The 12,371-nt window shown below is 61.5% G+C and carries 14 protein-coding genes; 13 read left to right on the forward strand and 1 reads right to left on the reverse strand.

What is annotated here, in order from left to right:
- Positions 1-220: 220 nt before the first annotated feature.
- From glyA to Q9290_RS09865, 11 genes are all read left to right on the forward strand, one after another.
- Positions 221-1,474 carry a serine hydroxymethyltransferase gene (gene glyA / locus Q9290_RS09815; protein ID WP_306079473.1) on the forward strand — a complete coding sequence of 418 codons (1,254 nt, stop codon included), beginning with the start codon at positions 221-223 and terminating at the stop codon, positions 1,472-1,474.
- Positions 1,475-1,764: 290 nt separating this feature from the next.
- Positions 1,765-2,214: a transcriptional regulator NrdR gene (gene nrdR, locus Q9290_RS09820; RefSeq protein ID WP_306079474.1), complete on the forward strand. Its 450-nt coding sequence runs from the start codon at positions 1,765-1,767 to the stop codon at positions 2,212-2,214.
- Positions 2,215-3,330: a bifunctional diaminohydroxyphosphoribosylaminopyrimidine deaminase/5-amino-6-(5-phosphoribosylamino)uracil reductase RibD gene (ribD, locus tag Q9290_RS09825; RefSeq protein ID WP_306079475.1), complete on the forward strand. Its 1,116-nt coding sequence runs from the start codon at positions 2,215-2,217 to the stop codon at positions 3,328-3,330.
- A complete protein-coding gene (locus tag Q9290_RS09830; RefSeq protein ID WP_306079476.1) occupies positions 3,330-3,983 on the forward strand; it encodes a riboflavin synthase in 654 nt (217 codons plus the stop codon). Before ribD ends, Q9290_RS09830 begins: the two co-directional genes overlap by 1 nt.
- A gap of 30 nt (positions 3,984-4,013) precedes the next feature.
- Positions 4,014-5,123 (forward strand): bifunctional 3,4-dihydroxy-2-butanone-4-phosphate synthase/GTP cyclohydrolase II, encoded by a 1,110-nt coding sequence (gene ribBA / locus Q9290_RS09835; RefSeq protein WP_306079478.1) that lies wholly within the window; start codon positions 4,014-4,016, stop codon positions 5,121-5,123.
- A 229-nt stretch (positions 5,124-5,352) separates the two neighbouring features.
- Positions 5,353-7,401 (forward strand): biofilm regulation protein phosphatase SiaA, encoded by a 2,049-nt coding sequence (gene siaA, locus Q9290_RS09840; protein ID WP_306079479.1) that lies wholly within the window; start codon positions 5,353-5,355, stop codon positions 7,399-7,401.
- Complete coding sequence (gene siaB / locus Q9290_RS09845) at positions 7,361-7,903, forward strand: biofilm regulation protein kinase SiaB (RefSeq protein ID WP_306079480.1); 543 nt, start codon at positions 7,361-7,363, stop codon at positions 7,901-7,903. The genes siaA and siaB overlap by 41 nt, the downstream gene beginning before the upstream one ends.
- 19 nt (positions 7,904-7,922) lie before the next feature.
- Entirely contained in the window at positions 7,923-8,300 is a 378-nt protein-coding gene (gene siaC, locus Q9290_RS09850) for a biofilm regulation phosphoprotein SiaC (RefSeq protein ID WP_306079481.1), read from the forward strand.
- Positions 8,293-9,075: a biofilm regulation diguanylate cyclase SiaD gene (siaD, locus tag Q9290_RS09855; RefSeq protein ID WP_306079482.1), complete on the forward strand. Its 783-nt coding sequence runs from the start codon at positions 8,293-8,295 to the stop codon at positions 9,073-9,075. The genes siaC and siaD overlap by 8 nt, the downstream gene beginning before the upstream one ends.
- A gap of 27 nt (positions 9,076-9,102) precedes the next feature.
- Positions 9,103-9,762 (forward strand): alpha/beta hydrolase, encoded by a 660-nt coding sequence (locus Q9290_RS09860; RefSeq protein ID WP_306079483.1) that lies wholly within the window; start codon positions 9,103-9,105, stop codon positions 9,760-9,762.
- A gap of 15 nt (positions 9,763-9,777) precedes the next feature.
- Positions 9,778-10,125 (forward strand): HopJ type III effector protein, encoded by a 348-nt coding sequence (locus tag Q9290_RS09865; protein ID WP_306079484.1) that lies wholly within the window; start codon positions 9,778-9,780, stop codon positions 10,123-10,125.
- Positions 10,126-10,330: 205 nt separating this feature from the next.
- Here the strand turns inward: Q9290_RS09865 and Q9290_RS09870 are convergent, their stop codons facing one another.
- Positions 10,331-11,227 (reverse strand): DMT family transporter, encoded by an 897-nt coding sequence (locus Q9290_RS09870; protein ID WP_306079485.1) that lies wholly within the window; start codon positions 11,225-11,227, stop codon positions 10,331-10,333.
- Between the two features lie 252 nt (positions 11,228-11,479).
- Here Q9290_RS09870 and ribH point away from each other — a divergent pair, with 252 nt between their 5' ends.
- Complete coding sequence (gene ribH / locus Q9290_RS09875) at positions 11,480-11,947, forward strand: 6,7-dimethyl-8-ribityllumazine synthase (protein WP_306079486.1); 468 nt, start codon at positions 11,480-11,482, stop codon at positions 11,945-11,947.
- Between the two features lie 13 nt (positions 11,948-11,960).
- Entirely contained in the window at positions 11,961-12,371 is a 411-nt protein-coding gene (nusB, locus tag Q9290_RS09880) for a transcription antitermination factor NusB (protein WP_306079487.1), read from the forward strand.

Here is a 12,371-nt window from a genome sequence, read left to right on the forward strand (position 1 = left end):
CGAAGGGCAGTGGATCGAAACAATATTCTATCGGGTTTGGCGGTCAACTTCATACCCGGACAGAAACGGGATTGTGTTAATGGGTCTTCAACTTTTTGTGAACTTTTCAACATTAAGGTAAAAAAATCGTGTTTAGCCGGGTTTCGGGACTAGGCCAGACTGCCGCTTGGGGGTACACTCTGGCTTTCAATGACAATCCCCCATGAGTCAGGAGAGACGGATGTTAAAGCGTGAGATGAATATCGCCGACTATGATCCCCAGCTGTGGCAGGCCATCAGCAACGAAACCGTGCGTCAGGAAGAGCACATCGAGCTGATCGCTTCCGAGAACTACACCAGCCCGCGGGTAATGGAGGCGCAGGGTTCCCAGCTCACCAACAAGTACGCCGAAGGCTATCCGGCCAAGCGTTTCTACGGTGGCTGTGAATATGTGGACGTGGTGGAAGAGCTGGCCATTGAGCGTGTTAAAGAGCTGTTTGGCGCCACCTGGGCCAACGTGCAGCCGCACTCCGGCTCCCAGGCCAACTCTGCCGTCTTCCTGGCTCTGGTCAAGCCCGGCGACACCGTCATGGGCATGAACCTGGCCCACGGTGGTCACCTGACTCACGGCTCTCCCGCCAACTTCTCCGGCCGTCTGTACAACATCGTGCCTTACGGCATCAACGATGAAGGCGTGATCGATTACGAAGAAATGGAGCGTCTGGCCGTTGAGCACAAGCCGAAGATGATCATCGGTGGCTTCTCCGCCTTCTCCGGCATTGTGGACTGGGCCCGCATGCGCGAAATCGCCGACAAGGTTGGCGCCTGGTTCATGGTCGACATGGCTCACGTGGCCGGTCTGATCGCCGCCGGTGTATACCCCAACCCGCTGCCCCACGCCCACGTGGTAACTTCTACTACCCACAAAACTCTGGCCGGTCCTCGCGGCGGCATCATTCTGTCTGCTGCCAACAACGAAGAGCTGGAAAAGAAACTGAACTCCGCGGTATTCCCCGGTGGTCAGGGTGGCCCGCTGATGCACGTCATTGCCGGCAAGGCCGTTGCCTTCAAGGAAGCCCTGGAGCCCGAGTTCAAGGAATACCAGGCCCAGGTGGTGAAAAACGCCCAGGCCATGGCCGACGAGTTCCAGAAGCGTGGCTTTAAAGTGGTGTCCGGTGGCACTCACAACCACCTGTTCCTGCTGGACCTGATCGACAAGGACATCACCGGTAAGGAAGCCGACGCCGCCCTGGGCCGCGCCTTCATCACCGTGAACAAGAACGCCGTGCCCAACGACCCGCGCTCTCCGTTCGTGACTTCCGGTATTCGTATCGGTACCCCGGCGGTTACCCGTCGTGGTTTCAAGGAAGCCGACGTGCGCCAGCTGGCCGGCTGGATCTGTGATGTGCTGAGCAACATCAACGACGATGCCACCATCGCCAGCGTGAAAGAGCAGGTGCTGGACATCTGCCGTCGCCATCCGGTTTACGCGTAACAGCGTAGGGACTAGGGACTAGGGAATAGGGACTGGGGATTTGTACCCCGGTCCCTTTTTTATTGCCGGTTATTAACCGGGCATCGAGGTTGCCGCGCAGCGGCAACATGCGGGCAAGGCTGCCCGCGCTCCAAAGGCGGCATGTTTCTGTGGAGCGCAGGCTGCCAGCCTGCATTAGCGCCGCAGGCGCTCTATTCAGTCCCGATTCCCTGTATTTAACTCCCCCGCTTTTAAAACATCCCCCGCTTCTTTACACTAACAGCCGATTAACAGGCCCCGCGGAGGCTTCCATGCACTGCCCCTTTTGTAACGCAACCGAAACCAAGGTAATCGACTCCCGTCTGGTGGGCGATGGCCTGCAGGTACGCCGGCGGCGGGAGTGCAATGCCTGCCGGGAGCGTTTTACCACCTTTGAAACCGCCGAGCTGGTGATGCCGCGCATCATCAAGACCAGCGGTATTCGCGAGCCCTTTAACGAAGACAAGCTGGAAGCCGGCATGCAGCGGGCGCTGGAGAAGCGTCCGGTCAGCACCGAAGCCATTGAGCAGGCGGTCAGTCGTATCAAGTCACGGCTGCGCGCCACCGGCGAACGGGAAGTGCCGTCCGAGCTGGTGGGCAACCTGGTGATGGAGGAGCTCAAGCAGCTCGACAAGGTCGCCTACATTCGCTTTGCCTCGGTTTACCGCTGTTTTGAGGATCTGCGCCAGTTTGGCGAAGAGATAGCCCGCCTGGAGCAATAAGTGTTCACAACCGATGACGCGCACTGGATGGCCAGGGCGCTTGAGCTGGCCCGCCGTGGCCGTTTTACCACCAGCCCCAACCCGGCGGTGGGGTGTGTGATCGTCAAAGACGGTCAACTGGTGGGCGAGGGCTTTCACCAGCGCGCCGGCGGCCCCCATGCCGAAGTGTTTGCCTTGCGTGAGGCCGGTACCGCCGCTCAAGGCGCCACCGCTTACGTGACCCTCGAGCCCTGCTCTCATCACGGCCGCACGCCGCCCTGTGCCCAGGGCCTGATCGATGCCGGTGTGGCCCGGGTGGTGGCCGCCATGGTGGATCCCAACCCCCAGGTCGCCGGTCGCGGCCTGGCCATGCTGCAGCAGGCAGGCATTCAGGCCGAAGCCGGGCTGATGACCGACGCCGCCGAAGCGGTCAACGTGGGCTTTTTGCACCGTATGCGCACCGGCCGGCCCTTTGTCACTCTGAAGCTGGCCGCCAGCCTGGATGGTCGCACCGCGCTCGCTAACGGCGAAAGCCAGTGGATTACCAGCCCGGCGGCCCGGCGCGATGTGCAGCGCCACCGGGCGCAAAGCTGCGTCATTCTCTCCGGCGCCGATACCGTGCTGATGGACAACGCCGCCCTGAACGTGCGCTGGAAAGAGCTGCCGGCCTCGCTGCGCCATGACTATGCCGAAAACGCGTTGCGCCAGCCCCTGCGCATTGTGATCGACACTCAAAACCGGCTGCATGCCGGCCTGCGGCTGTTCGCTCAGCCCGGCCCGGTGCTGCTGCTGCGTGGTGAGGTGACCGGCGGCTTTGGCGACCAGGTGGAAGAATGCGTGCTGCCGCTGGCCGGCAACGGCAAGCTGGATCTGGCGCTGCTGCTGGACGAACTGGGCCGGCGTCAGCTTAACCACCTTTGGGTGGAGGCGGGGGCCACCCTCGGCGGCGCTCTGTTCGGTGCCGGGCTGGTGAACGAGCTGATTTTGTATCAGGCGCCCATGCTGATGGGCAACCCGGCCCGGGGCCTGCTGGCACTGCCTGAATTTACCACCATGAGTCAGCCGCCCCGGCTGGCATGGCAGGATTGCCGCCGTGTGGGCGATGATCTCAAACTGATTGCAAGGGTAACCGACTGATGTTTACCGGTATTATTGAAGCCACCGGCACCTTGGCCGCCATTGAGCGAAAGGGCGCCTCCTCGGTGATCCGCATTCACTGCCCGGCTCTGGACTTGTCCGATGTCGCCCTGGGTGACTCCATCGCCACCAACGGCGTCTGTCTCACCGTGACCGAGCTTGGCAAGGATTACTACTGTGCCGATGTGTCGATAGAAACCCTCAACCGCACCGGCTTTGCCGACTACCAGTCCGGCCAGGCGGTCAATCTGGAAAAGGCACTGCTGCCTACCACCCGTCTTGGTGGTCATCTGGTGTCCGGCCATGTCGACGGCGTGGGCCGTATCAGCAAAAAGGCCAAAGCGGGCTTTGCCATTGAGCTGTGGATCGATGCGCCGGCGGAGCTTTCCCGTTATATTGCCGAAAAGGGCTCCATTACCGTGGACGGCATCAGCCTGACCGTGAATGCGGTGCAGAACGCGGCCTTTAAATTGACGCTGGTGCCCCATACATTGAATAACACCACACTGAATGACTGGCAGGTTGGCCGCAGCGTCAACCTGGAGGTAGACATTATCGCCCGCTACCTGGAGCGCCTGCTGGCCGGTGGCCAGAGTGACGCTTCGAGCGGACTGACCCTGGCGACCCTGGCCGCCAGTGGTTTTGTGAAGTAGCGGCTAACCGAATTACTCAAGGGGAACATCATGGCCTTAAGCAGTACCCAGGAAATCATCGACGATATTCGTCAGGGCAAAATGGTCATTCTGATGGATGACGAAGATCGTGAAAACGAAGGCGATCTGATCATGGCCGCCGAGCACGTGCGCCCGGAAGACATCAACTTCATGGCCAAATACGGCCGGGGCCTGATCTGCCTGACCCTGACCGAGAACCGCTGCCGTCAGCTCGACATTCCCCAGATGGTGAGCCGCAACACCGAGCAGTTTTCCACCGCCTTTACCGTGTCCATCGAGGCCGCCGAAGGGGTGACCACCGGCATTTCCGCCGCCGACCGGGCCCGTACCGTGCAGGCCGCCGTGGCGAAAGACGCCAAGCCCGCCGATCTGGTGCAGCCCGGCCATATTTTTCCGCTCAAGGCCCAGAACGGCGGTGTGCTGACCCGCGCCGGCCATACCGAGGCCGGCTGTGACCTGGCCCGGCTGGCAGGGGTGGAGCCGGCGGCGGTGATCGTGGAAATTCTTAACGAAGACGGCACCATGGCGCGCCGCCCGGATCTGGAAAAGTTCGCCGAAGAGCACGGCATCAAGCTGGGCACCATTGCCGATCTCATTGAGTACCGCAATGAGAACGAAACCACCATCGAGCAGGTGGCCCGCTGCAAGCTGCCCACCGATCACGGTGAGTTTGAGCTGGTGACCTTCCGTGACACCATCGACAACCAGGTGCACTTTGCCCTGCGCAAGGGCGAGATCAAGGCCGATAAACCGGCGCTGGTGCGGGTGCATATTCACGACATGCTCACCGATGTGCTGATGACCGACCGCCATGCCAGTCGCAGCTGGCCGCTGGACAAGTCGATGGCGCGCATTGCCGATGAAGGCGGCGTGCTGGTGATCCTCGGCAAGGAAGAAACCCCGGATCACCTGCTGTCGGTGGTGCGCATGTTTGAAGCCGCCGACAAGGGCGAGCGCCCGGAAGCGGCCAAGCGTCAGGGCACTTCACGCCGGGTGGGCGTGGGCTCGCAGATTTTGCGCGCCATGGGCGTGGGCAAGATGCGCCTGCTGAGCTCCCCCAAGCGCTACCACGCGCTGTCGGGCTTTGGCCTGGAAGTGGTGGAGTACGTCACCGAGTAATTTTGCCTTTCTTGATCCCCCCGCGAAGGCGGGGGTCCATTCCGCCGGCCACTTCAGGCTCGCAAAAAAGCACAGTTCCGGCATCCTCCGCCCTTCGAATGCTTACTTTGCGGGCATGACGAATGGGGGCATTACCACCCAGTACTAATACCTCTTTCGAATTGAGTTTGTCCGAAAAAAAGACAACAATACCGGCCTCAATCGCATCAATGGAATAACACAGGCGAGCATGGCCATCTGGGGAAAGGGACTTAGGGCAAAATCCATCTGGGCCTTGTTGCTGGCCTGCGTACTGGCCTTTATTCCGGCGGTGGGCATCGGCTGGCAGCTGCTTGCCGGCGTGCAGGAGCACTTCGGCCGGGCCTACGCCGACAACTTCACCCGCCTTAACCGTCAGCACATACTGGTGCCGCTTTCCCGCGAGCTGGCCCTGGCCGAACGCTTTGCCGGCTCGGTACTCACTCGCCGCTGGCTGACCGGCGAAGGCAATGCCGATCTGTTCATGCAGGAAGCCGAGGGCTTTGCCGCCGACTTCAGCAGTCACTCCTGGTTTATGGTGAACGCCACCAGCCGCGACTATTACTACCGAGCCCCCGACCAGCCCTTTGAGGCGGTGCCCAGCTACCGGCTTGACCAGGCCAACGCCGACGATCAGTGGTTCTTTAACCTGATGCGCCAGGACGAGCCGCTGAATATCAACGTCAACCACGACACCCGCCTTGGCACCACCCGAGTGTGGATTAACGTGCGGGTGGAAGAGCAGGGCCGTGCCCTGGGGCTGGCCGGCACCGGCATTGATCTGACCCGTTTTATCAACGACTTTATCGCGACCGATGAAAAGGGCGTGGTGCCCATGATCCTGGATAAGGACGGACGCTTTCAGGCGCACGCCGATGCCAGCCTGATCGCCCTGGGCTCGGCGGCGGGCATGGGCACCGAAGGGGCGACCCTGCATGAGCGGCTGGGCACGCCGGAACAGCGTGCGCGTCTCAATGCCCTGCAGGCGCAGGTGGTGGCCAGCCCCGGGAATGTGGCCATGGACTGGTTTAACCTGGATGGCCGGCGCCAGCTGCTGGCCATCAGTTATATTCCCGAGCTCGACTGGTACGTAACCACGGCGGTGGATCTGGGGCTGGCGCAGGTGCTGGAGCCGGGGCTGGTGAAAGCGGCCCTGCTCGGCCTGGTGCTGATGCTGGCGGTGTTGCTGCTGGGCCTGGCCTATGGCGTGGAGCGGGCAGTGCTGCGGCCGCTGCGGCGGCTGCAGGGCTCCGCCACCGCCATTGCCGACGGCAGTTACGAGGTGTCGCTGCCGGCCCCCTCCGGCGATGAAATCGGCGATCTCAGCCGGGCGTTCGGGGTCATGGTCAACAAGGTGCGCAGCCACACCGAGGAGCTGGAGCAAAAGGTACAACGTCGCACTGAAGAGCTGGAGCGGGCCAACCGGCAAATGCGTCAGGCCCATCAGCAGATCAACGATTCCATCGACTACGCCAGCCTTATCCAGAAGGCCATTTTGCCGGACCGGCAACTGACCCAGGTACTGGGCGAGCATCATTTTGTGCTGTGGCACCCGCGGGACGTGGTAGGCGGCGACTTTTACCTGTTTCAGCCCGGCGAGCAGGGCCGTTTTCTGGTGGGGGTGGTGGACTGCGCCGGCCATGGCGTGGCCGGGGCGTTGATGACCATGCTGGGCCGGGCGGCCCTCGATCATGCGGTGCGCGAGCATGGCATGGACTCGCCGGCCGCCATTCTGCAACTGGCGGATCATACCCTGAGGGGCATGTTACAGGATTGCGAGCTGCCCCGGGGTCTGGCCACCACCATGGACGCCGGCCTGGTGTACGTGGATCCGGTGGCCCGGCAACTGGTGTTTGCCGGCGCCAAAATGTCGCTTTATTGCAGCGACGGCGATACCGTGGATGAGCACAAGGGTCAGCGCCGCAGCCTGCTGGACCGGCGTCCGGGCGAGTTTGATAACAGGGTGCTGCCGGTGCATCACGATGAAGTGTATTACCTCACCACCGACGGCTACCTGGATCAGGCCGGCGGCACCAAGGGCTTTGGCCTCGGCGGCAGCCGCTTCAGAGAGCTGTTGCGCGCCCATGCCGGATTGCCGCTGACGGAGCAGGCCGAAGCCCTCCAGGATGCGCTGGACCAATACCGTGGCGGCCATGCTCAGCGGGATGACATCACCCTGCTGGCGTTTCGTGTGGACGCCGACTTACAAGGAGTAACCGATGCAAGGCATAGACCTGTTGTCGATACGCGAGCAGTTTAACCACAACCGCATACTGCTGTGCTTCAACGGCCCCATTTCCCGCAGCCTGATCGAGGAGATCGGCAAGGCACTGCGCAACTACCTGCAGGCCGACAACGCCCAGCCCGGCGCCGCCATGGACGTGTTTGGCGTTTATATCGAGCTGACCCAGAACATTCGTCATTACGCCACCCGCATGAATTATGGCGAGCTGGACGGCTCGGCCACCGTGGTGGTGGCCCGGGGTGAAGACGGCCACTACAGCGTGATGGCCGGCAACCTGGTGGAGCTGGAGGATGGCCGGGCGCTGTGCGCGCGCATCGAGGCGCTGGCGGCCATGAACAAGGCCGAGCTCAAGGCAGCCTACAAGACCCAGTTGCGTCAGCCCCGGGATGAGCACGGCAGCAGTGGCGCCGGCCTGGGTCTGCTGGATGTGGCGCGCAAGTCGGCACGGCCATTAACCGCCCGGCTGGTGGAAGTGGGTGACGGGCGCGGCTTTTTAAGCATTTTGGCGGTGGTATAGCATGAATACGGAACTGATAATGAACACTCTGGCGATAACCGGCACTCACTCTACGCCGGACATTATGTGCGATCCCGCTCAGGGCACCGTGATCATGAAAGGGGACTCCTACCCGGAAAACTCCTTTGAGTTTTTTCACGAGGTGATCAACTGGATTGAGCAGTACCTGGACACCGGCGCCGGGGCCCTGCGCCTGGAGCTGCACCTGGTTTACATGAACACCAGCAGCGTCAAGGCCATGATGGACATCTTTGATCTGCTGGAAGCGGCCTTTGAAAAGCAGCGGCAGGTGGTGGTGCAGTGGTTCTTTGACCCGGACAACGAGCGGGTGGAAGAGCTGGCCGAGGAATTCCGGGAAGACTGCAGCTTTCCCTTTGAGGTGCTGCCCCATGGCTGAGCTGCCCTCGGAAGAGGAGCTGGCGCGGCTGCTGGCCGCGCCCGAACATCAGCATAATCCGTTGTTGCCGCTGGTGGCGGCACTGGCGGAGAATAACCGGGAACAACGCACCCGGCTGGAGCGGCTGCTGCGTATCTCCGACAGCAGCTATGGGGTGGCGGTGTCCCGCAATCAGGATCTGCTGCAGCAGTATGATCGCCAGCTCAAGCGGCTGGACAAGATCACCCGTATTTCCGATCGTTACCAGCGCAGCCTGCTGGAACTGAACGATCAGCTGCGCCAGGCGGCGCTCAAGGATCCGCTCACTGGCCTGGCCAACCGCCGCCAGCTGATGGATCAACTGCAGGATGAGCAGGCCCGCTGCCGGCGCGGCCAGCCCGCCTTTGCCCTGGCCATGCTGGACGTGGACCATTTCAAGCGTATCAACGACACTCATGGCCACGACACCGGAGACCAGGTACTGTGCAGGCTGGCGGAAACCCTGTCCGGCCAGCTGCGCACTCAGGATCTGTGCGCCCGCTGGGGCGGCGAGGAGTTTGTGCTGTTGCTGCCCCATACCGCCCTGGAGCCCGCCGGCGCCCTGCTGAAACGGATCATGACCGCGATACGGGAACTGGTGCTGGAGGAGGTGCCCGGCCTGCAACTGACGGTCAGTGCCGGCCTCACCATACACCGGCCGCACGAGCCCCTCGACGACACCCTGCGGCGGGCCGACCGGGAGCTCTTTCGCGCCAAGAAGGCGGGCCGGGACCGGTTGCACGTGGCCGGTGTCTGATCACCCTCAATATATAATGGAGCCTGCATGCTGACCTGCCTGACCACCGACACCGCTGCCAACCCCGACGCCTGCGTGATCTGGCTGCACGGCCTGGGCGCCGACGGCCATGACTTTGCCCCCATAGTGCCCGAGCTGCAGCTGCCGCCGAGTGCGGCGGTGCGCTTTGTGTTTCCCCATGCGCCGGCCATTCCGGTGACCATTAACGGCGGCATGGCCATGCCCGCCTGGTACGACATACTGGCGATGGACATCGACCGCAGAGTGGATGAAACCCAGCTGCGCCGTTCGGCGGCGGCGGTGCTCGAGCTGGTGGAGCAGCAGATGGCCGCCGGTATCGACAGCCGGCGCATTGTGCTGGCGGGGTTTTCCCAGGGGGGCGCCGTGGCCTATGAAGCGGCGCTGAGTTTTGACTGGCCCCTGGGCGGGCTGATTGCCATGTCGACCTATTTTGCCACCGCCGACAGCCTTGCACCGAGCGAGGCCAGCCGTGACCTGCCCATTCAGGTGCTGCACGGCAGTCAGGATCCGGTGGTGAGCGAACAGCTGGGCCTGCGCGCCTGCCGCGCCCTGGAACAGCTTGGCCATGTGCCCGAATATCACAGTTATCCCATGGCTCACGCCGTGTGTGCCGAAGAAATAGCCGACATTTCCCGTTTTTTGTGCCGTTGTCTGGCACTGAATTGAAGTAAAAGGAAACTCATGAACATTAACGAACTGCAGCAAAAGCTGGCCGATGCGCCGGAGTCCATTGAATTTACCGAGGTAATGGCGCTGATCGACAGCCTGTACCACTTTACTCCGGTGGCCTTTACCAATGGCGACCAGCACAACGACGCCGGACAGAACAATGGCTCCTGCAAGCTGTTCGCCTTTGCCCGGCTGCTGGGCCTGACCGAGCAGGAAACCCTGGCCTGCTTCGGTGCCTTCTACCGCAACGACGTGCTGGGCAACCCGGACGGCGACGACCATCAGAATATTCGCAACTTTATCAAAACCGGCTGGGCTGGCATTGAGTTTAAAGGCGATGCCCTAAGCGCGAAGGGGTAACCCTACCTTCCAGGCCTCAACCCCCGTCACTCACCGCGAAGGCCCTCTGAAACCGTCACCCCCGCGAAGGCGGGGGTCCATTCGTTTCTGCAGACGCAGCATTGTCATCGATACCGTGCACCGTGTTCTGGATTCCCACCTTCGTGGGAATGACGGGAGGGAGCGCGGGAATGACGGGGGAAGGTGTGGGAATGACGTTAATGTCTTACCGCACCACCCGCCCGGCGCGGCGATTCCTATACCACTCGTACAGCGGCCGGCTGCGAAAGCTCAGCAGTGCCAGCAAAATCAGCAGGCAACCCATGATTTTCTGGAGCGGCATGGGCTCGTGATACCAGAACACGCTGATCAGCACCGTCCATACCGGTTCCAGCATCATGATCAGCGCCGCATTGGCCACGTTGCTGAACTTCTGCCCGGCGCTCTGGCAGAAAAACCGCAGCGAGGTGGCCAGCAGCACGCTGGCGGCAAACCAGCCCCAGATATGGCCTGGTATTTGCGCGGGCCACTGCTCGAACAGGGCGGAATAAATAAGGTGCATCACGCCGGTCACCCCCAGCTGCACACAGGTCAGCGCCATGGGATCCACCCGCCGGGCAAAGCGGCTGTTCAGGCTGAAATACAGCGCCAGCGACAGCGATGCCAGCAAAAACAGCAACTGCCCGAGCGACAGCGAAAAGCCGTTGCCCGTGGTCAGCAAAAACAAGCCGGAAATGGCAATGGGCAGCGCCAGCCAGAACTGACGGCTGGGCCGTTCCCGGAAAATCAGCCAGGCCAGGGGCGGCACCATCAGCATGGCCAGACTCATGATAAAGGCCCCTTCACCAATGCCATCGCTGTGCGACACCGCCTGAATCCAGAAAATCAGGTTCAGGGTCATCACCAGGCCAATGGCCGCGGTTTTCAGCAGGTTGGCGGGGGAGGTGGCCCGCAGCTGGCGCTGGCAAAAGGGCAGTAGGATCAGCGACGCCAGCACAAAGCGCCAGCCCACAAAGCCCGCCGGCGGCAGGGCGGTAATGGCTTCCTTGGAAAACAGCCAGCCCGCCGAGGCCAGCAGGGTAGCGCTAAGAATAAGCAGATCGCCGCGCCGTTCCGGCAGCATAAACACCTCTGGATTAGCTTTATATAAAGATGAACAGCGCAGTGATATCGCCGTAATTCCGCACAACCGGCCGGTTGGCGCAAGAGCGCTTACTGTAAGGGATTTGACGAGGGTTGCCCACCGTGGTGTTTCGCCCTGTGACCCCGCCGGCATTAAATGGTGTCAGCCGCGGCCGGGAGTAGTCCGGTGAAGGCTTTTGTCAATCGCCGATTGTGCTAGAATGTGCGCACTTTTCTGCAAACAAGGATTCCCATGAAGGTAATCGAAGGGCTGATGGCCGCACCCGAGGCCAAAGTGGCCATCGTGGTCGCCCGCTTCAACAGCTTTATCAACGACAGCCTGGTGGCCGGTGCCCTGGACGTGCTCAAGCGTCAGGGCCAGGTTAAGGACGACAACATCACTCTGGTACGGGTACCGGGCGCGGTGGAAATTGCGCTGGCCTGTAAAAAGCTGGCCAAAACCGGCCAGTACGACGCCATTGTGGCTTTGGGCTGCGTGATCCGCGGCGGCACCTATCACTTTGATCTGGTGGCCAACGAAAACAGCAAAACCATGAGCAGCGTGATGATGGACTATGAAATTCCCGTCGCGTTTGGCGTGCTGACCACCGAAAACATTGAACAAGCCATCGAGCGCGCCGGCACCAAGGCGGGTAACAAGGGCGCAGAAGCGGCCCTGAGCGCGCTGGAAATGATTAACGTCCTGCAGCAGCTGGACTGAGAGGAGTACTGCATTGAAACCGTCTGAACGCCGCAAGGCCCGCCGACTCGCTATCCAGGCCATTTACCAGTGGCAAATGACCAAAGACAACGTGGCCGACATTGCCGAACAGTTCGCTCTGGAACAGGAAACCAAGGGCGTGGACATGGATTATTTCCGTGATCTGCTGTTTGGTGTGTCGGTGCACGCTGCCGATCTGGATGGCGTCTTTTCCCCTTACCTGTCGCGGCCGCTGGCCGAGCTCGACATGGTAGACAAGGCGGTGCTGAGGTTGGCCTGCTACGAGCTGACCCGGCGTGAAGATGTGCCTTATCGGGTCGTGATCAACGAAGCCATTGAGCTGGCCAAGGCGTTTGCCGCCGAAGACAGTCACAAGTTCGTGAATGGTGTGCTCGACAAGGTCGTCAAGCAGTTGAAAAAATAA

It is taken from the genome of Oceanimonas aquatica, assembly GCF_030732065.1.
Taxonomy (GTDB): Bacteria; Pseudomonadota; Gammaproteobacteria; order Enterobacterales; family Aeromonadaceae; genus Oceanimonas.

Excerpts from the sequence above, each read along its gene's own strand:
- glyA (WP_306079473.1), top strand. The coding sequence starts at position 221 with ATGTTAAAGCGTGAGATGAATATCGCCGACTATGATCCCCAGCTGTGG.
- nrdR (WP_306079474.1), top strand. The coding sequence starts at position 1,765 with ATGCACTGCCCCTTTTGTAACGCAACCGAAACCAAGGTAATCGACTCC.
- Q9290_RS09830 (WP_306079476.1), top strand. The coding sequence starts at position 3,330 with ATGTTTACCGGTATTATTGAAGCCACCGGCACCTTGGCCGCCATTGAG.
- ribBA (WP_306079478.1), top strand. The coding sequence starts at position 4,014 with ATGGCCTTAAGCAGTACCCAGGAAATCATCGACGATATTCGTCAGGGC.
- siaA (WP_306079479.1), top strand. The coding sequence starts at position 5,353 with ATGGCCATCTGGGGAAAGGGACTTAGGGCAAAATCCATCTGGGCCTTG.
- siaB (WP_306079480.1), top strand. The coding sequence starts at position 7,361 with ATGCAAGGCATAGACCTGTTGTCGATACGCGAGCAGTTTAACCACAAC.
- siaC (WP_306079481.1), top strand. The coding sequence starts at position 7,923 with ATGAACACTCTGGCGATAACCGGCACTCACTCTACGCCGGACATTATG.
- siaD (WP_306079482.1), top strand. The coding sequence starts at position 8,293 with ATGGCTGAGCTGCCCTCGGAAGAGGAGCTGGCGCGGCTGCTGGCCGCG.
- Q9290_RS09860 (WP_306079483.1), top strand. The coding sequence starts at position 9,103 with ATGCTGACCTGCCTGACCACCGACACCGCTGCCAACCCCGACGCCTGC.
- Q9290_RS09865 (WP_306079484.1), top strand. The coding sequence starts at position 9,778 with ATGAACATTAACGAACTGCAGCAAAAGCTGGCCGATGCGCCGGAGTCC.
- Q9290_RS09870 (WP_306079485.1), bottom strand. The coding sequence starts at position 11,227 with ATGCTGCCGGAACGGCGCGGCGATCTGCTTATTCTTAGCGCTACCCTG.
- ribH (WP_306079486.1), top strand. The coding sequence starts at position 11,480 with ATGAAGGTAATCGAAGGGCTGATGGCCGCACCCGAGGCCAAAGTGGCC.